Origin of the sequence: Nocardioides sp. IC4_145 (assembly GCF_011250565.1) — a bacterium.
In the GTDB taxonomy this organism is placed as follows: domain Bacteria; phylum Actinomycetota; class Actinomycetes; order Propionibacteriales; family Nocardioidaceae; genus Nocardioides.
Genome location: NZ_JAANMS010000061.1, coordinates 1 through 23291, shown reverse-complemented (window position 1 = coordinate 23291; position 23291 = coordinate 1). Strand labels below are relative to the sequence as shown.

Here is a 23291-nt window from a genome sequence, read left to right as displayed (position 1 = left end):
TCCTGGCCCAAGCCTGGACCAGGATCCTATGGCGCTGCTGGCACGACCACGTGCCCTACAACCCCGACCTACACGGCCGGCTCAACGCCCTCACCCAGGAGGCCGCTTGACATAGGGCTCTCAGGCCTGCGGGCGCTGCTGGCTCGCGAGCAGGTCGCGGATCTCCTGCAGGAGCTTGATGTCCTCGGGCGTGCCCGGAGGGGCGCTCGGGAAGTAGCGCTCCTTGGCCTTGACGTAGGGCGTGACCACGAAGAAGTAGACGACCGCGGCCAGGATGAGGAACGCGACCAGCGCGGTCAGGAACGGTCCGACCGAGACGCCCCCGGGGGCGAACTCGTCGAAGTTCGGCTCGTTGCCGCCGGTGATCTTCGAGATCGCCGACATCAGCATGCCGGTGAAGGCGGTGACGACCGCCGTGAACGCCGTGCCGATGATGACCGCGACCGCGAGGTCGATGAGGTTGCCGCGGAGCAGGAAGTTCTTGAATCCGGTGAGCACGCTGCCTCCAGGGGGCCGAGGTGGGTGGCCTCGAGGGCCGGGGTCGGGGGACCCCGGCACGCTAGCGGCTCCAGGCGAAGGTCAGGAAGGACCGCGTCGCGGCGTCGGCCACGGCGGTGACCTCGGTCGTCGCGGCGCCGACGACGACGAGGCGCCCGGTCAGCCCGTTGCCGCCGACGGCTGTGTCGTCGTCGACGGGCAGGGCGAGGACGGGTACGCCGCTGGCCACCACGTCCGCGCCGCCCGAGCGCGGGTCGGCCGCGAGCAGGTCCACCTCGTCGCCCACCTCGAGCAGCGAGGCCATCCCGGCGTCGGGCAGGCGCACCGGCACCGCGACCAGGTCCGGGCGACCCTCGGTCAGCCCCGGCCCCACCAGCCGGACGTCCGTCACCGGCTCACCGGCCCGCACCGGCGCCGCCAGCACGCGCCCCACCGGGTCGGGCAGGGCCGCCGGCGCGCTGCCCGGTGCCCAGGCGGCCGTCGCCAGGTCCTCGGGGCCCACGACCGCGCCGACCGGCAGGTCCCGCGCCGCCACGGTCACCGCGACGGTCGCCGGCGCCGGCCGGGCCGTCGCCTCCAGGGCGGCCGCCACCGCGACGGCGGCGAGCACCGCGGCCAGGAGCCGGCGGCGCGCCAGCACCGCACGGCGTGCCGCTCGGGCGGGGCGGGTCAGGCGGTCGGGCAGGCGCATGCCCCGACGGTAGGAGGATCCGCGCCCGCGTGCGTCGGCCTCTCCACAGGCCCGAGGGGCTGGGTCAGGAGGCGGCGGGGGTGCTCGTGGAGGTCGAGGTCGTCGAGCTCGAGGAGCCGGACGAGGAGGAGCTGTCCGAGGTGGTGGAGCCGGCGCTGCTCGAGGAGGTCGACGAGCTGGACCCGCCGTCGGTGGAGGAGCCGGAGCGGCTGTCGGTGCGGTAGAAGCCCGAGCCCTTGAAGACGACGCCGACGGCGTTGAACAGCTTGCGCAGCCGGCCCGAGCACTGGGGGCACTCGGTCAGGGCGTCGTCGGAGAAGCTCTGGAACTGCTCGAAGGCGTGACCGCACTCGGTGCAGGCGTACTGGTAGGTCGGCAACGTTCACTCCGGGGGTCTGAGCAGAGGTGTTGGCACTCTCGTGGTGCGACTGCCAATTCTACGACACGGCAGAATGGCGCACCATGCCCGACCAGCAGACGTCCCCCCGACGGCGCCGGCCGCTGGCCGCGCTCCGGTCGTGGCCGCGCTGGGCGCGCGTGTCGTCGTACGTCGCCGCCGGGCTGGTCCTGGTGCTGCTCGCCGGGGTCGTCACCGTCGGCGTGCTGCTGCGCCGGCCGCTGCCGGAGTGGTCGGGCACCGCCGAGCTGCCGGGTCTCGAGGCCGAGGTCGAGGTGGTGCGCGACGAGCACGGCGTGCCGCAGGTCTACGCCGACTCGCTGACCGACCTGGTGCAGGCGCAGGGCTACGTGCACGCGCAGGAGCGGTTCTTCGAGATGGACGTGCGGCGGCACGCGACGGCCGGCCGGCTGGCGGAGATGTTCGGCGAGGCGGCGCTGGACAGTGACAGGGCGGTCCGCACGATGGGCTGGCGGCGCGTCGCGGAGCGCGAGCTGGCGATCGTGGCGCCGCGGACGCGGCAGGTGCTCGAGGCGTACGCCGACGGGGTCAACGCCTACCTGCACCAGCGGTCGCCGTCGCAGCTGGCGGTGGAGTACACCGTCCTCAACGGCTCCGGCCTCGGCTACCGGGCCGAGGACTGGTCGCCGGTGGACTCGCTGGCCTGGCTCAAGGCGATGGCGTGGGACCTGCGCGGCAACATGGGCGACGAGGTCGAGCGGGCGCTGACCGCGGCGGCGGTGGGGGAGCGCCGCGCGGAGCAGCTGTGGCCGGCGTACCCCTTCGACGAGCACGCGCCGATCGTCGACGGCGGCGCCGTGGTCGACGGGGTCTTCGAGCCCGAGGCCACCACCGGCGGCACCCGCCTGCCGCAGCGGCCTGCGTGGCGCGGGGACACGGGCTGGAGCAAGGCGCTGCGCAGCGTCCGGGACGCGCTCGACGCCGTGCCGTCGTGGCTGGGCCGCGGCGACGGGATCGGCTCCAACAGCTGGGTCGTCGACGGCGAGCACTCCGCGACCGGCGCGCCGCTGCTGGCCAACGACCCGCACCTGGGCGTGTCGATGCCAGGGGTGTGGATGCAGATGGGCCTGCACTGCCGGACGGTGTCGGAGGCCTGCCCGATGGAGGTCGCGGGCTTCACGTTCTCCGGCGTGCCGGGCGTGGTGATCGGCCACAACGCGGACATCGCGTGGGGGTTCACCAACCTCGGCCCGGACGTGGCCGACCTCTACCTCGAGCGGGTGGTCGGCGACGGCTTCCGCTACGACGGCGACGTCCTGCCCCTGCGCACCCGCACCGAGACGATCGAGGTCCGCGGCGCCGACCCGGTGACGATCGAGGTCCGCGCGACCGCGCACGGGCCGTTGCTCTCCGACGTCGACGACGACCTGGCAGCGGTCGGCAAGGCCACCGGCGAGGAGCTCGCCGTCGCGCTCGCGTGGACGGCGCTGCAGCCGAGCGCGACCGCCGACGCGATCCTGGCGATGAACACCGCCACCGACTGGGACTCCTTCCGCGAGGCTGCGGCGTCCTTCGCGGTGCCGGCGCAGAACCTCGTGTACGCCGACCGGGCCGGCCACATCGGCTACCAGGCGCCGGGCATGGTGCCGATCCGCAAGTCCGGCAACGACGGCCGGTGGCCGGCCGAGGGCTGGCGGCCCGAGGACGACTGGAGCGGCGAGACGGTCCCGTTCGCCGGGCTGCCGCACGTGCTCGACCCCGAGGAGGGGTTCGTCGTGACGGCCAACCAGGCGGTCGTCGGCCCCGACTACCCCTACGCGCTGACCCAGGACTGGGACCGCGGCTACCGCGCCCAGCGGATCCGCGACCTGCTCGTCGAGGAGGGGGAGCTGTCGGTCGCGGAGATGCTGGAGCTGCAGCTCGACGACCGCAACCCGATGGCCGCGACGCTCGTGCCGTACCTCCTCGACATCGACCTCCCGCGCGGCTACGCCTCGGCCGGTCAGCGGCTGCTCGACGGCTGGGACGGCTCGCAGTCCGCCGACAGCGCGGCCGCGGCGTACTACAACGTCGTGTGGCGCACGCTGCTCGAGCACACCTTCCACGACGAGCTGCCCGAGGACGTGTGGCCCGACGGCGGCCAGCGCTGGTTCGCCGTCGTGAGCGGGCTGCTGCGCGAGCCCGCCGACCCGTGGTGGGACGACGTGACGACCGAGGACGTCGTGGAGCGCCGCGACGACGTGCTGCGCAGCGCACTGCTCGAGGCGCGCGACGAGCTGACCCGGCTCCAGTCGCGGCACCCCGAGGACTGGTCGTGGGGCGCACTGCACACCCTCGAGCTGCGCTCGCCGTCGCTCGGCGAGTCCGGGATCGGGCCGGTCGAGGCGCTGGTCAACCGCGGGCCGTGGGAGGTCGGCGGCGGCTCGTCGACGGTGGACGCGACCGCCTGGGACGCGGCGGCGGGGTACGCCGTCACCTCGGCGCCGTCGATGCGGATGGTCGTGTCGCTGGCCGACCTCGACGACTCGCGGTGGATCAACCTCACCGGCGTCTCGGGCCACCCGGCCAGCGGGCACTACACCGACCAGACCGACCTGTGGGCCCGCGGCGAGACGATCGCCTGGCCGTTCAGCCGCGAGGCCGTCGAGGCTGCGGGCGAGGACGTGCTCAGGCTGGTCCCCGGCGAGGACGACTGACGCGGAACCGGGTGATGCCGGACGGGGTCGCCGCCGCCAGCACCGCCCGGTCGTGCGGCTCGGAGGGCACGTCCAGCCCGACCTCCTCGTCGGCGAGCAGCACGCACGTCCAGGTGCCGACCGCCCGCGCGAGCGCCCGGTCGTAGGAGCCGCCGCCGCGGCCCAGCCGCATCCCGGTCGGCGAGACCGCGAGCCCCGGCACCAGCACCGCGTCGGCCGTCGCGACCGCGTCCACGCCGAGCGAGTCGATCGGTTCCAGCAGGCCCATCCGGGCCGGGGCCAGGGACCCCTCGCCGCGCCAGGTGCCCCAGTCGAGGTCGCCGTCGGGCAGCAGCCGCGGCAGCAGGACGCGCTTGCCGGCCGCCGCGAGCGCGTCGAGGAGGAAGGAGGTGCCGGGCTCCGTACCGATCGAGACGTACGCCGCGACGGTCGCCGCGCGGCGTACCTCGGGCGTGGCGAGGAGGTGCTCGGCGGTGGCGCGCGCGCCCTCCCCGAGGGCGAGCAGCGGGCGCCGGCGGCGGCCGGCCAGGACCTGGTCGCGCAGGGCGGTCTTGGCGGGCAGTTGCCGGTCGCTCACACCCCGAGCCTACGATCGGCAGCATGGGTAGTCCTGGCCTGCAGAAGGCACGCGAGAAGATGCTCGCCGCGGGTGTCGACGAGGTCGCGATCGAGACCTTCGCGCACTACTACCGGCTCCTCGAGCACGGCGAGACGGGGATGATCCCCGAGTCGACGATCGACCCGGTCGACATGGAGTCCCTGGCCGACGTCGAGGTGCCCGACGAGGTCGGGGCGGAGGCGCTGCGCACGACCGCGGTCATCAAGCTCAACGGCGGCCTCGGCACGTCGATGGGGATGGACCGGGCGAAGTCGCTGCTGTGCGTGCGGCGCGGGCTGTCCTTCCTCGACATCATCGCCCGCCAGGTGCTGCACCTGCGCAAGGTCCACGGCGCGACGCTGCCGCTGATCTTCATGAACAGCTTCCGCACCTCCGGCGACACGATGGCGGCGCTCGCGCGCTACGGGGACCTGCCGGTCGAGGGGTTGCCGCTGGAGTTCCTGCAGAACAAGGAGCCCAAGCTCCTCACCTCCGACCTCAGCCCGGTGTCCTGGCCCAAGGACCCCGACCTGGAGTGGTGCCCCCCGGGCCACGGCGACCTCTACACCGCGCTGCGCGGCACCGGCCTGCTCGCCCGGCTGCTCGAGGCCGGCTACGAGCGGGTCTTCGTCTCCAACTCCGACAACCTCGGCGCCGTGCCGGACCCGGTCGTCGCCGGGTGGTTCGCCCGCTCCGGTGCGCCGTTCGCGATCGAGGCCGTGCGGCGTACCCCTTCGGACCGCAAGGGCGGCCACTTCGCGCGCCGCAAGTCCGACGGCCGGATCGTGCTGCGGGAGACCGCGCAGACCCTGGACGAGGACAAGCAGGCGCTCGCCGACCTCGACCGGCACCGGTACTGCTCGACCAACAACCTCTGGTTCGACCTCCGCGCGATGCAGGAGGCGCTCGACGTGCGCGAGGGCATCCTCGGGCTGCCGATGATTCGCAACGTCAAGAACGTCGATCCCGGCGACAAGACGTCCCCCGAGGTCGTCCAGGTGGAGACCGCGATGGGCGCGGCGATCGAGGTCTTCGAGGGCTCACAGCTGATCGAGGTGGGCCGCGACCGGTTCGTGCCGGTCAAGACGACCAACGACCTGCTGGTGCTGCGCTCGGACGTCTACGAGATCGGGCAGGACTTCGTGCTCGACCAGGTCGCGGGCAACATCCCGTTCGTCGACCTCGACCCCGACCACTACAAGCTGGTCGGCGAGTTCGACAAGCGCTTCCCCGAGGGCGCGCCGTCGATGCGCGAGGCGTCCTCGCTGCGGGTCAACGGCGACTGGACCTTCTGCAAGGGCGTCTCGGTCGTCGGCGACGTCGCCCTCGACGGGGCCAGCAACGGCCGGATCGACGCCGGCACCGTGCTCGGCGAGCCCGCCGCGGCCTCGGATGGCTGACCCGGCTCCGCGCTCGGTCGACCAGCATCTCGCCGAGGTGCTGGCGGCGCTCGAGCCGCTGCCGCCGTCCCCGCAGCCGCTCATGGAGGCGCTGGGGCTCGCGGCCGCCGAGGACGTCGTCGCGACCGTGCAGCTGCCCGGCTTCGACAACTCCGCGATGGACGGGTACGCCGTGCGGCTGGCCGACGTGGCCACCGCGACGGCGGAGTCCCCGGTCCACCTGCCGGTCGTCGGGGAGATCGGCGCCGGGCAGTCGACCGGCCTGCTGGCGCTCGCGCCCGGGACCGCCGCGAAGATCATGACCGGTGCGCCGGTGCCGACCGGCGCGGACTGCGTGGTGCCCTACGAGTGGACCGACCGGGGCGTCGCCCAGGTCCGCGTGGAGCGCGCGCCGACCTCCGGCCAGCACGTCCGCAGGGCGGGGGAGGACGTGGCGATCGGTGACCTGCTCGTCGAGGCCGGCACCGTGCTCGGCCCGCGCCACCTCGGGCTGCTCGCCTCCGTCGGCCGCCCGACGGTGCTCGCCCGGCCGCGCCCCCGCGTCGTGATCCTCTCGACCGGCTCGGAGCTGCGCGAGCCCGGGCAGCCGCTGGGCACCGACTCGATCTACGACGGCAACTCGTTCCTGCTCGCGGCCTCGGCCCGCCGGGCCGGCGCGATCGCCTACCGCGTCGGGATCGTCCCCGACGAGCCGCGGGCCTTCCTCGACGCGCTGGAGGACCAGCTGGTCCGCGCCGACGTCGTCGTGACCTCCGGCGGGGTCTCCCAGGGCGACTTCGACGTCGTCAAGGAGGCCCTGCGGCCGCACGGGGTGTGGTTCGGGCCGGTCGCGATGCAGCCGGGCAAGCCGCAGGGCTTCGGCTTCGTCGGCGAGGACCGCGTCCCGATCTTCACGCTGCCGGGCAACCCGGTCTCCTCCTACATCTCCTTCGAGACCTTCGTCCTGCCGGCGCTGCGCAAGCTGATGGGCCTGCTCCCGCACGCGCGCCCGCAGGTCCGCGCGCGGCTGACCCACGCGGTCGCCTCGCCCCCCGGCAAGCGGCAGTTCCTCCGCGGCGAACTCGACGTCAGCGGCGCCGGCGCGCAGGTCGCGCCCGTCGGAGGGCCCGGCTCGCACCTGGTCGGCGACCTCGCCGCCTCCGACTGCCTGATCGTCGTCCCCGAGGACGTCACCGCCCTGGCCGCCGGCGACACCGTCTCGGTGGTCCGGCTCGACGAGGAGTTCTGATGAGCGAGCAGCCCGGCCCCCGGCTCACCCACGTCGACGAGGCCGGCGCCGCCCGGATGGTCGATGTGTCCGCCAAGGACGTCACCGCCCGCACCGCCACCGCGTCGGGCCGCGTGCTCGTCTCGTCCGACGTCGTCGCGCTGCTGCGCGGGGCCGGCGTGCCCAAGGGCGACACGCTCGCGGTCGCCCGGCTCGCCGGGATCATGGGCGCCAAGCAGACCTCGACGCTCATCCCGCTGTGCCACCCGCTGGCGCTCTCCGGCGTGGTGGTCGACCTCGCCGTCGCCGACGACGCGGTCGACATCACCGCGACGGTCCGCACCGCCGAGCGGACCGGCGTCGAGATGGAGGCGCTCACCGCTGTCGCCGTCGCCGGGCTGACCGTCATCGACATGGTCAAGGCCGTCGACAAGGCCGCGGTGATCACCGACGTGCGGGTCGAGACGAAGACGGGCGGCAAGTCCGGCGACTGGGCCCGGCCGTGACCCCGCCCGGGGCGGGTGCCGGCTCGGTGCCGGGGCTGCCGGCCGCGGTCGTCGTGGCGTCCAACCGCGCGGCCGCCGGGGTCTACGACGACACCACCGGCCCGCTCATCGTCTCCTGGCTGACCGGGCTCGGCTTCGCGGTCGGCGCGCCCGCCGTCGTGCCCGACGGGGAGCCGGTGGGCGAGGCGATCCGCGCCGCGGTGGACGACGGGGCCCGGGTCGTCCTGACCACCGGCGGCACCGGGCTCACCCCGACCGACCGCACCCCCGACGTCACCCGGCCGCTGCTCGACCGCGAGGTGCCCGGCATCGCCGAGGCGATCCGCGCGCACGGCGTCGCGAAGGGCGTGCCGACCGCGGCGCTGTCGCGAGGTCGGGCAGGCGTGGTGGGTACCTGCCTGGTCGTGAACCTCCCCGGCTCGCGAGGCGGCGTCAAGGACGGCCTCGCCGTGCTCGAGCCGATGCTCGTCCACGCCGTGGAGCAGGTCGTGGGCAGCGACCACGACCGGCCTCCGGGAGGCTCGGGGAGCGCGGGGTGACCAAGCCCTGGCCGGTCCGGCTGACCTCGCGCGGCGTGACGCTGCGCCCGCTGTCGTACGCCGACGCCGGCCCGTGGCGCTCGGCCCGCAGCCGCAACGCCGCCTGGCTGGTGCCGTGGGACGCGACCGTGCCGCCCGGCGGCGACGCCCGCCCCACGTCGTACCGCGCCCTCGTCCGACGGCTGCACGCCCAGGCCCGCCAGGGGGTGACGTACCCCTTCGCGGTCGAGGTGGACGACACCTTCGCCGGCCAGCTGACCGTCAACAACGTCGTGCGCGGGTCGGCATTGTTCGCCTCGATCGGCTACTGGCTCGACCGCGACTTCGCCGGCCGCGGGGTCATGCCGCGCGCGGTCGCGATGGCGGTCGACCACTGCTTCGGGCCGCTCGGGCTGCACCGGATCGAGATCGCCATCCGACCGGAGAACTCCAACTCGCTCCGCGTCGTCGAGAAGCTCGGCATCCGCGAGTACGGCTACGCCCCCCGCTACCTCCACATCGACGGCGCCTGGCGCGACCACCGGCTCTACGCGATCACCGCCGAGGAGTGTCCCGGCGGGCTGCTGACCCGGCTCGACGGCGCGGCCGGCCGGGGCATGTAACGGACAGCTCGCCGCTCTGTAGGTGCGTTGCAGCGTGCCTACACAGTGGCGAACGGTCCGTTACAAGCCGGCGGCGCGAACCACGAACCACACCAGTCACAGGGGCCATTTGCGACACACCCCTTGACATCCGCCCCATCCGCCGCCTGCGTACCTACGCTCGGCCCCGTGGACCTGAGCGCACTCATCTTCGTCGCCCTTGCGGTGGCCTGGGCCGTCTACCTGATCCCGAAGGCGCTCAAGCACCACGACGACGTGCAGCGCAGCCGGTCGGTCGACCGGTTCTCCGACACCATGCGGGTGCTGGCCCGGCGCGAGCCGGTCGACTCCCGCGGTGGCCGGCTCGTCGTGACGCCGGGCCGCCCGGCGGACGCCGCGGTCGTGGTCACCAAGCCGTCGGTGCGGGTGCCCGCAGGGTCGCCGAGCGTACGCCGTGCCGCGGCCGCGCAGGCCGCTCGCCGTCGGCGTCGCGTGCTCGGCGGCGTGCTGGTGCTCAACGCCGTCGTCGTCGGCCTCGCCGCGACGTCGGTCGTCTCCTGGTGGTGGGTCACCGCGCCGGTCGCCCTGCTCGTCGCGTGGCTGGTGGCCTGCCGGCTCATGGTCCGCCAGGAGCGGTCGGCCCGCCGGCCCTCCGCCCGCGTCCCGGTCATCCAGGACCCGGTCGAGGAGGCACCCGTCGAGGCGCCCGCTGACGAGACGCCCGCCGGCACTGCGGACGACCCGGTGACCGACCCGGTGGCCGACCCGGTCGCCGAGGAGCACGACGACGACACGCAGGGCTTCGAGGCGGTGCGCGTCGAGGACCAGCCGCAGGTCCAGCAGGCCGACGTCGACCCGTCGCTGTGGGAGCCGGTGCCGGTCACCCTGCCGACCTACGTCACCAAGCCGGCCGCCCCGCGGCGTACCGTCCGCACGATCGACCTCGACGCCACCGGCGTCTGGACCTCGGGCCGCACCGACGCCGACGCCGCCCTGGCGCGCGAGGCCGACCAGGCCGCCCGGGCTGCGAAGAAGTCCTCCGCGGCGTCCTCCGCCGACGACGCCCGCGCCGTCGGGTCCTGATCCAGGGCTGATTCGGCGGCCGCGGGAGCGGGTGCTAACGTCTTCCCTCGCGTCCCGGGTGCAACGCCCAGGGGTCGCACTGGGGCTGTGGCGCAGTTGGTAGCGCGTCTCGTTCGCAATGAGAAGGTCAGGGGTTCGAATCCCCTCAGCTCCACCACCACCCGTTGGGCCCGGCAGCAGCGCTGCCGGGCCCTTCGTCGTTCGGGCGCTCGGTGTCCCTCTGCGGGGCGCCCGATCGGACTGTTACCGGATGGTCATTCACTGGTGATCCGCCTGCTCGCCACCTCCGGACCTCACAACAACCCGGTGGACCCTTTGGCACCTTCGGCCCACTTCAGAAGGGTCCTTATCTCCTTATGTTGTGGGTCACACCGCAGGGCCCGGAGCAGATCCTGAGCTGCTCGTCTGTGGGGACGGCTGCCCTGCCGATGATCTGAAGGAGACGCCGATGCGTCCTGTTCGCCGACTTGCTGCCGTCGCAGCCGCCCTGAGCCTGGGCCTGGCACTGACCGCTTGTGGAGGATCCGACGAGAGTGGGGGCGGTGGCGGCGACAAGGTCGCCGGCATCTTCTCCGGTCCCGTGACCGACGCCGACCTGAACGCGCTGGGCCTCGACGCCCTCAAGGCCGCGGAGAAGGACGGTGCGGAGATCTCCTACGCCGAGAGCGTCGCGGTCCCCGACATCGAGGGCAAGCTCCGGCAGTACGTGTCGGGCGGCTACTCGGTCGTCTGGACGCACGGCTCGCAGTTCTACGACGCCACCGCGAAGGTTGCCGCCGAGAACCCTGACGTGAACTTCATCGCGGAGTTCGACGGGGTGCCGGAGGACCAGCCGGAGAACCTGTGGGTGATCGACCGCAACTTCCACACCGTCTTCTACCCGCTCGGCGTGCTCGCGGCGAACCTGTCGAGCTCCGGCAAGGTCGGCTACCTGGGTGGGCTGTCGCTGCCGTTCTCCTACGCCGAGGTCCACGCGCTCGAGCAGGGCATCGAGGACTCGGGCAAGGACGCTGACCTCAAGCCGGTGTGGACGGGCGACTTCAACGACACCGTCAAGGCCACCCAGTTCACCTCGCAGCTCCTCAGCGGCGGCAACGACGTCATCGTGACGTCGCTCAACCTCGGCGTGGTCGGCGCGTTCGAGGCGATGAAGGGCACCCCGGCCGGCAAGAACTGGATCACGGTGAAGTACACCGACAAGTCCGCCAACGACCCGGAGCACTACGCGGCCACCGTCCTCTACGACTTCGCGAAGCCGCTCCAGGCGATCCTGGACGAGATCGAGGGCGGCACCCGGACCGGCGTCTACGTCATGGGCTTCGGCAAGGGCGCGGACGTCTCCATCGGCGACAACGTGCCGGCCGAGGCCAAGAAGGCCGCGGAGCAGGCCGTCGCGGACGTCGAGAGCGGTGCCACCGAGGTCGAGCTCGACCAGTCCGAGGTGAAGTGACGTGACCACCGCACCTCGCCTCGAGATGACCGAGGTGGTGAAGACGTTCGGTCCGGTGCGGGCGCTCGACGCGGTCTCGCTCCAGGTCGGCGCGCGGGAGGTGCACGGGCTGCTCGGGGGCAACGGCGCCGGCAAGACGACCCTGATGAACGTGCTGTTCGGGCTCTACCGGGCCGACTCCGGGGCCGTGCGCATCGACGGCCGCGAGGTCACGATCACGTCCCCGCGGGACGCCATCGAGCTCGGCGTCGGCATGGTGCACCAGACCTTCCTCCAGGTCGACACCTACACCGTGGTCGAGAACGTCGTCCTCGGCACGACCCTCGAGGGCGGCTCGCACGGCGCGGGCCTCAGCGCAGCGCGAGCGCGCATCGCGGACATCAGCGAGCGCTTCGGTCTCCACGTCGACCCCGACGCCGTGATGGAGGAGCTCCCGGTCGGCATCCGCCAGCGCGTGGAGATCATCAAGGCGCTCTACCGCGGCGCCAGCGTGCTCATCCTCGACGAGCCGACCACCAACCTGACGCCCCAGGAGGTCGACGCGCTCTTCACGTCCCTGCGCACGATGGTGGCGGAGGGGATGAGCGTCATCCTGATCACCCACAAGATCCGGGAGACGCTGGCCGTCTGCGACAAGATGACGGTCATGCGGGACGGCGCCCGCGTCCAGACCCTCGACCGGGCCGAGACCGACGCCGACCACCTCGCCGCGATCATGGTCGGCGAGAGCCACGGCACCTACCAGGCCCCGACCGTGACGGAGGCCGTCGCCCTCGGGACCGCACCGCAGGGCACCGTGGTCGGGGACGTGCCGGAGACCACCTTCGAGCCCGGCGTCTCGGTCCGGGGGATGACCGTCCGCAACGACCACGACGTCGAGCTGATCTCCGGCTTCGACCTCGAGGTCGGGAAGGGCGAGATCGTCGGGTTCGCCGGCGTGGCCGGCAACGGCCAGGTCGAGCTGGCCGAGACACTCGCGGGCGTGCGCCCGCTGCAGAGCGGCTCCATCACCATCGACGACCTCGTGCTGTCCGACCGGGCGACCGCACAGTGGCTCGACGCGGGCGTCGCCTACGTGCCCGAGGACCGGCACCGCGACGGCATCCTGCCCACCTCCGGGATCACCGAGAACCTCCTGCTCGGCTCCCACCGCAGCGCGCGGGTCCGCAAGAGCGGGTTGATCGACTGGCGTGCGGCCCGGCAGCGGGCGCAGGAGGCGATCGAGAAGTTCGCCATCCGGGCAGACTCCCCGGCGACCCGCGCCGGCGACCTGTCCGGCGGCAACATCCAGCGCGTCATCCTCGCGCGCGCCTTCGCGCACCGGCCCCGGCTGCTGGTCCTGCACAACCCCACCCGGGGCCTGGACATCGGGTCGACCCGGTTCGTCTACGAGCAGATCCGCGAGGTCACGGCCGCCGGCTGCTCGGTGGTGGTGATCTCCGAGGACCTCGACGAGGTCATCGCCATCGCCGACCGGGTCATCGCGCTCTACCAGGGCTCGCAGGCCGGCGAGTGGCGTAGCGACCGGGTCGACCCCTACGAGATCGGGCGCCGGATGACCGGCCTCGGCACGAGCGTCGGAGGCGCCGCATGAGCACCGTCGAGCAGACTCCTCCGACCCCGGGGAGCGGCGGTCCGCCGTCCGCCCCGGCCCCGCGCGGACACGGGTCGGGAGCGGTCACAGGCGTCGCGTGGACGGTCCTGCCGTACGTCGCGTCGGTCGTGCTGGCGTTCCTCGTCGGCGGCCTGCTGATCCAGGCCATGGGCTACTCCGCGGTGGACGCCCTCGAGGCGGTCCTGACCAGCTCCTTCGACTCCCGCTTCGGCATGGTCGAGACGCTCCACAAGTGGGTGCCGATCGTGCTGTGTGCCTACGCCTTCGCCATCCCGCTGGCCACCGGCAAGTTCAACATCGGAGCGGAGGGGCAGCTGCTCCTCGGGGCGACGGGCGGAGCGGCCATCGGCATCACGTTCTCCGACCTGCCGGCGGTCCTGCTCCTCCCGGCGATGCTCGTCGCAGGTGTCCTCGCGGGTGCACTGTGGGCCGGCATCGCGGCGGTGCTGCTGGTGCGCTTCCGGGTCAACGAGGTCCTCAGCACCGTGCTGCTGAACTTCGTCTCCTTCAGGCTCATCGACTGGGTCGCGACGTCGGTCTGGCCCGACGCGGGTGCCGGTCACCCCGCGACCACCCCGGTCGGGGACGGCGCGCGGCTCCCGCTCATCGGCGAGGCGCCGGGCCTGCACAGCGGCGTCCTCCTCGTGCTGGCGCTCGCCGTCTTCATCGCCGTCGGGATGCGCTTCACCCCGACCGGCTTCGAGATGCGGGCGGTCGGCGACAACCCGCGCGCCTCGCTCATCAACGGCGTGAAGACGTCCCGGCTGGCGGGTGCCGGTCTCGTGATCGGTGGCGGTGCCGCCGGTCTCGCCGGCGCGATCGACGTCGCCGGGGTCCAGGGCCGGATGCTCGAGGGGATGCAGTCGAACTTCCTGATCCTCGGCATCATCGTCGGCCTCATGGCGCGCGGCTCGATGCTCGCCCTGCCGTTCATCGCCTTCGGCATCGCGGTGCTGGAGTTCGGCGCCGGGACCATGCAGCTGGTCGCGTCGGTCCCGGTGGAGATGGTCCTCGTGATCGAGGCGCTCATCCTGCTCTTCCTGCTGCTCAGTGACATCGTCCGCAACCGCCTGAGGGGTGCAGCATGAGCGAGTTCCTGACCCTCGTGGTCCCGATGTGGGTGGTCTTCACCCTCGCCGCCCAGGGCACGATCCTCAGCGGTCGCACCGGCGTCTTCAACGTGACGCAGGAGGGCGTGATGGCCCTCGGCGCGTCCGTGGGCTTCGTGGTCGCCTACAAGATGGGGTCCAACCTCGGCGGCCTGCTCATCGCCTTCGCCGTCGGTGCGCTCGTCGGCCTGGTCCTCACCGTCATGACGACCCAGCTCCGGCTGGACCAGTTCGTGGTCGGCCTGGCCCTCTTCTTCGCCGCCACCGGCGCGGCGGGCCTGCTCTACCGCGAGGTCATCGGCGTCACGATGACGCCGCCGAAGATCGACACGCTCACCAAGCACGAGATCCCACTGCTCTCCGACATCCCGGTGATCGGCGAGCCGCTCTTCCGGCAGGACTACGTGTTCTTCTTCGTGGTGCTGCTCTCGGTCGGGTTGTACTGGTTCATGCAGCGCACCGGGGCCGGGCTGAACTTCCGCTCGGTGGGCGAGAACCCGAAGGCCGCCGACAGCCTCGGCATCAACGTCAACCTGGCGCGCACGTGGTCGACGATCGTCGGCTCCGGCCTGGTGGCCGTGGCGGGTGCCTACTTCCCGCTGCACTTCACCGGGATCTACACCGACGGCATGATCGCCGGCCGCGGCTGGCTGGTCATCGCGCTGGCGTTCCTCGGCGGCTGGCGCCCGCTGTACGTCGTCGCCGGTGCTGCCTTCTTCGCCGGCATGGACGTGCTCGGCCAGAAGGCGCAGGTCATCGGGCTCGGTGTCCCGCACCAGTTCATCGAGATGCTGCCGTACGTCGCGACGCTGCTGGTGATGGTGTTCGCGTTCCGGTGGGCCCGTCAGCCCGCCCACCTGGGCTCCAACTACGACCGCGAGTCGCGACTCGCGGGCTGAACGTCGGCGGTCCTGCGGACCGGCGCCGAGAGCACGAGGCCGTTCGCCCTCCGGGGCGGGCGGTCTCGTGCCGTTGCGGGCCCGGGAGCGACCTGCACAGGATCTCCACACCTCGTCCGCGGCTCCTGCGGCCCTGCGCTCCTACGCTCGCGGCATGAGCAGCGCGCGTCGCACGGTCCTCGTCGTCGAGGACGACCCGGTCATCAACCAGGCGGTGTCCGACCGGCTGGTGGCGGAGGGGTACGACGTCGTGCGGGCCGTCGACGGGCCGGCCGCGGTCGCGGCGCACGCCGAGCACCGGCCCGACGTGGTGGTGCTCGACCTGATGCTGCCCGGGTACGACGGGCACGAGGTGTGCCGGCGCATCCAGGCCGACCGGCCGGTGCCCGTGCTGATGCTGACCGCGCGTGCGGACGAGGCCGACGTGCTGGTGGGGCTCGCCGTGGGGGCCGACGACTACCTGACCAAGCCGTTCCGGATGAAGGAGCTGGTGGCCCGGGTCGCCGCGCTGCTGCGCCGGGTCGACCGGGCTGCCGAGATGGCCGGCCGGCGCGCCCTCGAGCTGGGGGACCTCCGGGTCGACCCGCCCGCGCGGCGGGTGTGGCGCGGGGCGGAGGAGGTGCGGCTGACCCCGACCGAGTTCGACCTGCTGCTGTGCCTGGCGGCCTCGCCCGGCGCGGTCGTCACCCGCGAGCGGCTCATGACCGAGGTGTGGGGGTGGGCCGGCGCGTCGGGCACCCGCACGGTCGACAGCCACGTCAAGGGGCTGCGCGCGAAGATCGGCGCCGAGCTGGTGCGGACCGTGCACGGCGTCGGCTACGCGCTCGAGGTGCCCGCGGCAGGGGGCGCCTCGTGACCCCGCAGCCGCTCGCGGCGGTGCGGTCGATCAAGGTCAAGCTCGGGCTGCTGGTCGCCGCGAGCGTCCTGGTCGCGACCGCGGTCGCCACGCTCGGCCGGGCCGGCGGCGTACCGCCCTGGCTCGGGGTGCCCGTCACGGTCGCCCTGGCGCTCGCCGTGACGCAGCTGCTCGCGGCCGGGATGACCTCGCCGCTGCGGCAGATGACCGCGGCCGCGCGACGGATGGCGACCGGCGACCACGGCGTGCGCGTGCCGGAGACGTCCCGCGACGAGGTCGGCGAGCTGGCCCGCGCCTTCAACACGATGGCCGCGGACCTCGCCGCCGTCGACCGGCAGCGGCGCGAGCTCGTCGCGAACGTCAGCCACGAGCTGCGCACCCCCCTCACCGGCATGCGCGCGCTGCTGGAGAACCTCGCCGACGGCGTCGGCCCCGCCGACCCCGCCGCGCTCCAGGTGGCGCTCGGCCAGGCGGAGCGGACCAGCCGGCTCGTCGAGGACCTGCTCGACCTGGCCCGCGTCGACGCCGGCCGCGCGCCGCTGGTCCCCGAACCCGTCCGGCTCGCGGCGCTGCTCGCCGACGCGGTCGCCGAGGCCGAGGTGCTCGCCCGCCCGGTGACGTACGACGTGCGCGTCTCGCCGCCGGACCTCGTCGTCGCCGCCGACCCCGCCCGCCTGCACCAGCTCGTCGCGAACCTGCTCGACAACGCCTCGCGGCACAGCCCCGCCGGCAGCACGGTGCGGGTGGAGGCGGGTCAGGAGGGGGAGCGGTACGTCGTCGAGGTGCACGATGCCGGGCCGGGGATCGCCGCGGCCGACCGGGAGCGCGTCTTCGAGCCGTTCGGCACGCTGGCCGCCGGCGACGCCACCGGCGGCGGGACCGGTCTCGGGCTCGCCATCGCCCGCTGGGTCAGCGACCTGCACGGCGGGACGATCGGCTTCGTCGAGCCCGTGGGCGGGCCGGAAGGTCCGGGCGGGGCGCGGGTGCGCGTCGTGCTGCCGTTGTCGCCGCCGGAGCGGGTGGGGGTGGGCGAGGCGACAGGTCTCGAGACGGTTGCTGTGCAACCTCCTCGACCAGCCGACGTGCCTCGTCGACCAGCCGGTGAGGGGGCGCCGGGGCTGCTGGACGACCTCTTCGGCGGGTTCTGGCCGGCGCGGCAGGTGCCGCCGCGGCTGGGCCTGCTGGGCGGGGCGGTCGGCACCGGGGTGCTCGCGGCGGCGCTCCTGCTGGAGCGGGACCTCGGGCTGGGGGCGCTGCTCGTCCTGCTCGCCGCGGGCGGGGTGCTGCTCGCGGCGACGCCGCACCGGCGGGACCCGTGGACGCTGACCTGCGCGGGGCTCTCCCTGCTGCTGACCGTGACGACGGTCGTCCGCGACGCGGAGTGGCTGGTGGTGCTGTGCCTGCTGGCGGGGGTCGCGACCGCGCTGTGCGGGGTGACCCGGCCGCGGACTGCGGCGGGGATCGTGCTGACCGGGCTGGCCTGGCCGCTGGCGGGCCTGCGCGGGCTGCCGTGGCTGGGCCGGACCGTCGCGACGCTGACGGGCCGGGGCCAGGGCGCGGCGGTGCTGCGCACGCTGGTGTGGTCGGCGCTCGGGCTGGTCGTCTTCGGGGCGCTGCTCGTCTCCGCCGACGCGCTGCTCGCCGAGTGGGTCGACTCGGCGGTCCCGGACCTGACGACCGACCTGCTGGTGGCGCGGGTGTTCGTGACCGTCGCGGTCGGCGGGGTGGTGCTGGCGGCGGCGTACCTCGCCCTCGACGCGCCGCGCGTGGACCGCGGAACCGGCGAGCCGCGCCCGGTGGGGCGGCGGTTCGAGTGGTTGGCGCCGGTGCTGGTCGTGGTCGGTGTGTTCGCGGTGTTCCTGGCCGCGCAGGCCACGGTGGTGCTCGCGGGCCACGACCACCTGCGGCGGACCACGGGCCTGACCTACGCGGAGTACGTCCACCAGGGCTTCGGCCAGCTCACCGTCGCCACCGCCCTCACGCTGCTCGTCGTCTGGGCGGCGGCCCGCAAGGCGCCGCGGGCGACCGCCGCCGACCGGGCCTGGCTGCGCGGGGCGCTCGGGGTGCTCTGCCTCGAGACGCTCGTCGTCGTCGGCTCGGCGCTGCACCGGATGCACCTCTACCAGGAGGCCTACGGGTTCACGACGCTGCGGCTGCTCGTCGACGTCGTGGAGGGCTGGCTCGGCCTGCTGGTGCTCGCCTCCTTCGTTGCCGTGGTCGTTCTGCGGTCGACGTGGTTCCCGCGGTTCGCGCTCGTCAGCGGGGTCGTGGCGCTGCTCGGGCTGGCCGCGGTCAATCCCGACGGGTGGGTGGCCGACCACAACCTGGAGCGGTACGCCGACACCGGCCGCGTCGACTGGACCTACCTGCAGGGGCTCTCCGACGACGCGGTCCCCACGCTGGTCGACGGCTCCGCGGACCTCACGCCCGACGAGCGGTCGTGTGCGCTCGCCGGCCGCACGGGGACCGGAGCCGGGAGCGATCTCTGGGAGTGGAACCTCGCCCGGTCGCGCGCGGCCGACGCGCTCGCCGGCGTACGCCTCGAGGACCCGGCTACGACCGGCTCTTCCGCGTCTCCTTGCGGTTCTCCTTCTTGATCGCCTCGACCAGCTCGTCCTTCCTCATCGTCGAGCGGCCGGAGATGTCGAGCTTGCGGGCGACCTCCATCAGGTGCTTCTTGCTCGCGTTGGCGTCGACGCCCTCGGCGGTCGTCCCGCCCTTGCGGGCGGCCGCGCCGGTCTTCTCGGCCTGCTTGTCCGAGGGGCCCTTCTCGCCCTTGGCCTCCCAGTGGTCGCCGACCTTCTCGTAGGAGTGCTTGAGCGCGGCGAACGCGGTGCGGTGGGCGCGCTCCCCCTCGCCGTACTCGTCGACGGCGTTGTCGTGCGCCTTGGACCAGGTGCGCTGCGCCTTCTTCGTGGAGCGCTGGAGGGTCGAGGGCAGTTCTTCCTTGGCGGGCATGGTCGCCTCCCGGGTCGGTCGGACAGCGGTCAGCCGGTCCGGTACCCAACGTGGGGCACGTCGTCCACCGATCCCACGCACGGAGGCGCGGCGCGCTACAGTGGACGGGCCGGACCGCGACGTACGTCTCGTCGTCGCGACCGGACCTCGCGGCCACCGACCGGTGGTCGCCCGATCCACACCGCGTGCGGACGCCTGCCTCGCCAGGCGTCGCCTCGCCCCCGCAGCAGCGGCCGGCAGCGCGTGCGGTGTCGGTGTCCCGCCGTGCGCTGCACGGCACCGGGAGGAGAAGGCTTTGGCTCGAGGAGGCCAGCGCCGGACCGGCGCGCCCCGCAACGCCCCGCGCCGTCGTGCGCGCGAGCTCGACAACGAGGGACTGATCCCGGTCCTCGCCCGCGCGGTGCGCGAGGTCGAGGCCAGCGCCCAGCGCGGCGCGGTGAGCCCGTCGGCGCGCACGAAGTTCCAGGTCGTCGCGCTGCTGGCCCGCGAGGAGCGGACCCGCGTCAAGACCGACACGGAGGCGACCGAGGCGCAGCGCGCCGAGCAGCTCAAACGGCTCGACGGCATCGGCACGATCCTCGCCAAGACCACCGCCCGCGACACCTCGTTGCTCTCCCTGCTGGCCGAGGACGCCCACGTCTCGGAGTCGGCCCAGGAGCTGAAGCTGCGGATGCTCCGCGCCGCCGGCCTGGAGCCCGAGCCGGAGCCCGAGCCCGAGGAGGACCCCCTCGCGGCCGCCCCGGCTCCCGAGCGCCGGATCCCGCAGTCGGTCATCGCCCGCCAGCTGGCCAACCCCTTCCTGCCGCCGGACTTCAGCGTCGCCGAGGCCCGGGTCAGCCGCCCGCGCCGCCTGGCGACGTGGGAGCTGCTCGGCCCGCTCTTCCGGTCCTTCGAGTACGCCGGTGGCGGCGCCGTCTCCTGCATGCCGCTGCCCGACGTCGAGGACGCCGCGGCCGACGTGAAGGTCCCCGGCGACCGCGAGCTGATGCCGCACCAGGCGCAGCTCGTCGCGGCCGCCGCCCGTGGCCACCGCACGTTCCTGCTGGCCGACGAGCCGGGCCTGGGCAAGACCGCCCAGGCGCTGCTGGCCGCGCAGGCCGCCGAGGCGTTCCCGTTGCTCGTCGTCGTGCCGAACGTCGTCAAGACCAACTGGGCGCGCGAGGCCGGGCTCTGGGTGCCGAACCGCCCGGTCACGGTCATCCACGGTGACGGCGAGAACGTCGACGGCTTCGCCGACATCGTCGTCGTCAACTACGAGGTGCTCGACCGCCACGTCGGCTGGCTCGGCGACTTCGGCTTCCGCGGGATGGTCGTCGACGAGGCGCACTTCATCAAGAACAAGACCTCCCAGCGCTCCCAGCACGTCCTCCAGCTCTCCGACCGGATCCGCCAGCGGATCGGCCGGCCGCTGATGATGGCGCTGACCGGCACCCCGCTCATCAACGACATCGAGGACTTCCGGGCGATCTGGCAGTTCCTCGGCTGGATCGACGACAAGCGGCCGCTCGGGAAGCTGATGGACGCGCTCGAGGACACCGGCCTGACCCCGGCCGACCCGCCGTTCTACCCCGCCGCCCGCCGCTGCGTCATCGACATGGGCATCGTGCGCCGCCGCAAGGTCGACGTCGCCGCCGACATCCCCGCCCGCCGGGTCGCGGACCTGCCGGTCGAGCTCGACGACGAGGCCGGCCGCTCGATCCGGGCCGCCGAGCGCGAGCTCGCGCGCCGCCTGGTCGAGCGGTACGACACCGCGCTGGCCACCCGCACGTCCGGCCAGACGGTCGAGGGCATCGACCACGAGCTCGTCCGCCGGGTGGCGACGTGGGAGCGCGAGGACACCACCGACAACACCTCGGGCGAGAACGTCTTCGGCATGATGCGCCGCATCGGCCAGGCCAAGGCCGGGCTCGCCGCCGACTACGCCGCCCAGCTCGCGCGCAACGTCGGCAAGGTCGTCTTCTTCGCGAAGCACGTCGACGTCATGGACGTCGCGGAGGAGACCTTCGCGCGTCGCGGCATCCGCTACTCCTCGATCCGTGGCGACCAGACGCCGAAGGCGCGCCAGCGCAACATCGACGAGTTCGTCAACGACCCCGAGGTCGCGGTCGTCGTCTGCTCGCTCACCGCGGCGGGCGTGGGCCTCAACCTGCAGGTCGCCTCCAACCTCGTCCTCGCCGAGCTCTCGTGGACCGACGCCGAGCAGACCCAGGCGATCGACCGCATCCACCGCATCGGTCAGGAGGAGCCGGTCACCGCGTGGCGGATCATCGCCGCGCAGACCCTCGACACCCGGATCGCCGAGCTCATCGACAGCAAGGCCGGCCTCGCCGCCCGGGCGCTCGACGGGTCCGACGAGGAGCTCCCCAACAGCGCCGACGTGCAGCTCGAGGCGCTGGTCTCGATGCTCACCGACGCGCTGGTACGCCGCGGGGACGCCGCCTGATGCGGGTCCACACGCGACGTGCCCTCCCGGCGCTCGTCGTCGTCGGCGCGCTCGCGCTCGTCGGCTGCTCCTCGGAGGAGCCGGTCGTGCAGGGCGCGGACGGCTCGGGCGTCTTCGACCGCGAGACGAGCGTGAACGCCACCCTGCGGGCGGTCGACCCCGCGGACGGCCCCGGCGGCCCGGCCGTGGGCTCCGCCCGCGCGCGGGCGGCCGGTGACGGCGTACGCCTCGAGGTCCGGCTGCGCGACGCCGAGCCGGGCAGCTGGGCGGTGCGCGTCTCGCCGGGCAGCACCTGCGCGGACGGCACGGACGGTGACGCCGTCTCCGACGTGCCCGACCTGACCGTCGAGGACGACGGCCGCGGGCTTCTCGACACGACCCTCGACGTGCCGCTCGCCGACCTCGCCGACGGTGCCGCGCTCCTGCTGGCCGGACCGACCGGTCCCGTGTGCGGGGTGCTGGCCGACTACTGAGCGGCACTACTGAGCCGGGCCCGCAGGGGTATCGGTCGGCCACTGACGTCGACCGGACAGCGAGGTGGCCCCCTTGGAGCCGCGGACCGTGGGGGTGGAGGAGGAGCTGCTCCTCGTCGACCCCGAGACCCGTGAGCCCGCGCCGCGAGCCGAGCAGGTGCTGGCGCACGGCAGCGACGAGCTCGACCGCGAGCTCTTCCGCCACCAGGTGGAGGTGCAGACCCCGCCGGTCACGGACCTCGGCGAGCTGCGGGAGCACCTGGTGCGTGCGCGTCGGCTCGCCGGCGAGGCCGCGGAGCGGGCGGGGCTGCGCACGGCCGCGACGGGCACCAGCCCGCTGCGCGGGGGCGAGCCGGAGGTCACGCGCGACGACCGCTACCTCGACATGCGCGAGAGGTACGGCGAGGTGGCGCGTCCCGAGGGCACCTGCGGCATGCACGTCCACGTGGCGATCGACTCGCCGGAGCAGGGCGTCGCGGTCCTCGACCAGCTGGTGCCGTGGCTGCCCGCGCTGCTGGCGGTCAGCACGAACTCGCCGTACCACTCCGGCCGCGACACCCGGCACGCCTCGTGGCGCTCGCAGCTCTGGTCGCACTGGCCGAGCGCCGGGCCGACGGAGCGCTTCGGCACCGTCGAGCGCTACCGCGAGGTCAGCCGCGTGCTCGTCGCGTCCGGCGCGGCCCGCGACGACGCGATGCTCTACTTCGACGCCCGGCTCTCCGCCGACCACCCGACCGTCGAGGTCCGCGTCGCCGACGTGTGCACCGACCCCGACGACGCCGTGCTGCTCGCGGCGCTCGTGCGGGCGCTCGTCACCCACGTGGCCGCGTGGCACGACGCCGGTGCCGAGGGCGGGCTGCCCGGCTGGCCGGCCGACGACCTGTGGCGGGTCGAGCTGGTGCGGGCGGCGCAGTGGCGTGCGGCGCGCTACGGCCTGGCCGACCGGCTGCTCGACCCGTGCAGCGCCGAGCCGGTGCCGGCCGGCGAGGTGCTGGGGACGCTGGTGGCGACCGTGCGCGAGGAGCTGGAGGCCGCCGGCGACCTCGGGCTGGTGCGTGACGGCGTCGAGCGGGTGCTGGCCGCCGGCGGCGCGCCGCGGCAGCGGGCGGCGTACGAGCGCAACGGCGGGGAGCTCGCCGCCGTCGTCGACGACCTGGTCGACCGCACGAACGCCTGCTGGCGGGAGGGACCTGAGGAGTGACCCGGTCGTCGGCGGTTACCGGACCTGCCATGACCACCGAGCCGCTGACTCCCGAACCGCTCACCGACCCCGATCCCGACATCGTGCCGAGCACCGATCCGGCGACGAACCCGGTGCCCACCCCGGACGC

The 23291-nt window shown here is 73.8% G+C and carries 21 protein-coding genes and 1 tRNA gene; 17 read left to right on the top strand and 5 right to left on the bottom strand.

What is annotated here, in order from left to right; genetic code table 11:
- Positions 1 to 120: 120 nt before the first annotated feature.
- The 3 genes from G6553_RS19180 to G6553_RS19170 all read right to left on the bottom strand — a co-directional run bounded on the left by G6553_RS19180 (position 121) and on the right by G6553_RS19170 (position 1568).
- A complete protein-coding gene (locus G6553_RS19180; RefSeq protein WP_166196483.1) occupies positions 121 to 498 on the bottom strand; it encodes an MscL family protein in 378 nt (125 codons plus the stop codon).
- Between the two features lie 61 nt (positions 499 to 559).
- Positions 560 to 1189, bottom strand: a complete 630-nt coding sequence (locus tag G6553_RS19175) for an SAF domain-containing protein (protein WP_166196481.1) — start codon at positions 1187 to 1189, stop codon at positions 560 to 562.
- A gap of 64 nt (positions 1190 to 1253) precedes the next feature.
- A complete protein-coding gene (locus G6553_RS19170) occupies positions 1254 to 1568 on the bottom strand; it encodes an FmdB family zinc ribbon protein (protein ID WP_166196479.1) in 315 nt (104 codons plus the stop codon).
- An 83-nt stretch (positions 1569 to 1651) separates the two neighbouring features.
- Between G6553_RS19170 and G6553_RS19165 the strand changes: the two genes are divergently transcribed.
- Positions 1652 to 4243, top strand: coding sequence for a penicillin acylase family protein (locus G6553_RS19165; protein WP_166196477.1), 2592 nt, complete (start codon positions 1652 to 1654; stop codon positions 4241 to 4243).
- Here the strand turns inward: G6553_RS19165 and G6553_RS19160 are convergent.
- Entirely contained in the window at positions 4215 to 4820 is a 606-nt protein-coding gene (locus G6553_RS19160) for a 5-formyltetrahydrofolate cyclo-ligase (protein WP_166196475.1), read from the bottom strand. The two genes, G6553_RS19165 and G6553_RS19160, sit on opposite strands and share 29 nt — an antisense overlap.
- A 23-nt stretch (positions 4821 to 4843) precedes the next feature.
- On the opposite strand from G6553_RS19160, the gene G6553_RS19155 reads away from it, so the two are divergent.
- From G6553_RS19155 to G6553_RS19095, 13 genes are all read left to right on the top strand, one after another.
- Positions 4844 to 6241: a UTP--glucose-1-phosphate uridylyltransferase gene (locus G6553_RS19155; RefSeq protein ID WP_166196473.1), complete on the top strand. Its 1398-nt coding sequence runs from the start codon at positions 4844 to 4846 to the stop codon at positions 6239 to 6241.
- Positions 6234 to 7469, top strand: coding sequence for a gephyrin-like molybdotransferase Glp (glp, locus tag G6553_RS19150; protein ID WP_166196472.1), 1236 nt, complete (start codon positions 6234 to 6236; stop codon positions 7467 to 7469). The genes G6553_RS19155 and glp overlap by 8 nt, the downstream gene beginning before the upstream one ends.
- Complete coding sequence (gene moaC, locus G6553_RS19145; protein WP_166196471.1) at positions 7469 to 7954, top strand: cyclic pyranopterin monophosphate synthase MoaC; 486 nt, start codon at positions 7469 to 7471, stop codon at positions 7952 to 7954. The genes glp and moaC overlap by 1 nt, the downstream gene beginning before the upstream one ends.
- Positions 7951 to 8493 carry a MogA/MoaB family molybdenum cofactor biosynthesis protein gene (locus G6553_RS19140; protein WP_347565808.1) on the top strand — a complete coding sequence of 181 codons (543 nt, stop codon included), beginning with the start codon at positions 7951 to 7953 and terminating at the stop codon, positions 8491 to 8493. Before moaC ends, G6553_RS19140 begins: the two co-directional genes overlap by 4 nt.
- Positions 8490 to 9095 carry a GNAT family protein gene (locus G6553_RS19135; protein WP_166196469.1) on the top strand — a complete coding sequence of 202 codons (606 nt, stop codon included), beginning with the start codon at positions 8490 to 8492 and terminating at the stop codon, positions 9093 to 9095. The genes G6553_RS19140 and G6553_RS19135 overlap by 4 nt, the downstream gene beginning before the upstream one ends.
- A 168-nt stretch (positions 9096 to 9263) precedes the next feature.
- Entirely contained in the window at positions 9264 to 10157 is an 894-nt protein-coding gene (locus G6553_RS19130) for a hypothetical protein (RefSeq protein WP_166196467.1), read from the top strand.
- 81 nt (positions 10158 to 10238) lie between these two features.
- Positions 10239 to 10314, top strand: a tRNA-Ala gene (locus G6553_RS19125).
- A 291-nt stretch (positions 10315 to 10605) separates the two neighbouring features.
- Positions 10606 to 11607: a BMP family protein gene (locus G6553_RS19120; protein WP_242680668.1), complete on the top strand. Its 1002-nt coding sequence runs from the start codon at positions 10606 to 10608 to the stop codon at positions 11605 to 11607.
- 1 nt (position 11608) lies between these two features.
- Complete coding sequence (locus tag G6553_RS19115) at positions 11609 to 13201, top strand: ABC transporter ATP-binding protein (RefSeq protein ID WP_166196463.1); 1593 nt, start codon at positions 11609 to 11611, stop codon at positions 13199 to 13201.
- Positions 13198 to 14310 carry an ABC transporter permease gene (locus G6553_RS19110; protein WP_166196461.1) on the top strand — a complete coding sequence of 371 codons (1113 nt, stop codon included), beginning with the start codon at positions 13198 to 13200 and terminating at the stop codon, positions 14308 to 14310. Before G6553_RS19115 ends, G6553_RS19110 begins: the two co-directional genes overlap by 4 nt.
- Positions 14307 to 15230: an ABC transporter permease gene (locus G6553_RS19105; RefSeq protein WP_166196459.1), complete on the top strand. Its 924-nt coding sequence runs from the start codon at positions 14307 to 14309 to the stop codon at positions 15228 to 15230. The genes G6553_RS19110 and G6553_RS19105 overlap by 4 nt, the downstream gene beginning before the upstream one ends.
- 154 nt (positions 15231 to 15384) lie before the next feature.
- Positions 15385 to 16086 carry a response regulator transcription factor gene (locus G6553_RS19100; protein ID WP_166196457.1) on the top strand — a complete coding sequence of 234 codons (702 nt, stop codon included), beginning with the start codon at positions 15385 to 15387 and terminating at the stop codon, positions 16084 to 16086.
- Positions 16083 to 18683, top strand: a complete 2601-nt coding sequence (locus G6553_RS19095; RefSeq protein ID WP_166196455.1) for a DUF4153 domain-containing protein — start codon at positions 16083 to 16085, stop codon at positions 18681 to 18683. The genes G6553_RS19100 and G6553_RS19095 overlap by 4 nt, the downstream gene beginning before the upstream one ends.
- Here G6553_RS19095 and G6553_RS19090 read toward each other — a convergent pair.
- Positions 18640 to 19044, bottom strand: a complete 405-nt coding sequence (locus G6553_RS19090) for a ChaB family protein (protein WP_166196453.1) — start codon at positions 19042 to 19044, stop codon at positions 18640 to 18642. The two genes, G6553_RS19095 and G6553_RS19090, sit on opposite strands and share 44 nt — an antisense overlap.
- 295 nt (positions 19045 to 19339) lie before the next feature.
- On the opposite strand from G6553_RS19090, the gene G6553_RS19085 reads away from it, so the two are divergent.
- The 3 genes from G6553_RS19085 to G6553_RS19075 all read left to right on the top strand — a co-directional run bounded on the left by G6553_RS19085 (position 19340) and on the right by G6553_RS19075 (position 23161).
- Positions 19340 to 21487: a DEAD/DEAH box helicase gene (locus tag G6553_RS19085; RefSeq protein ID WP_166196451.1), complete on the top strand. Its 2148-nt coding sequence runs from the start codon at positions 19340 to 19342 to the stop codon at positions 21485 to 21487.
- A complete protein-coding gene (locus G6553_RS19080; protein WP_166196449.1) occupies positions 21487 to 21960 on the top strand; it encodes a hypothetical protein in 474 nt (157 codons plus the stop codon). Before G6553_RS19085 ends, G6553_RS19080 begins: the two co-directional genes overlap by 1 nt.
- 73 nt (positions 21961 to 22033) lie before the next feature.
- A complete protein-coding gene (locus G6553_RS19075) occupies positions 22034 to 23161 on the top strand; it encodes a glutamate--cysteine ligase (protein ID WP_166196447.1) in 1128 nt (375 codons plus the stop codon).
- Positions 23162 to 23291: the final 130 nt, after the last annotated feature.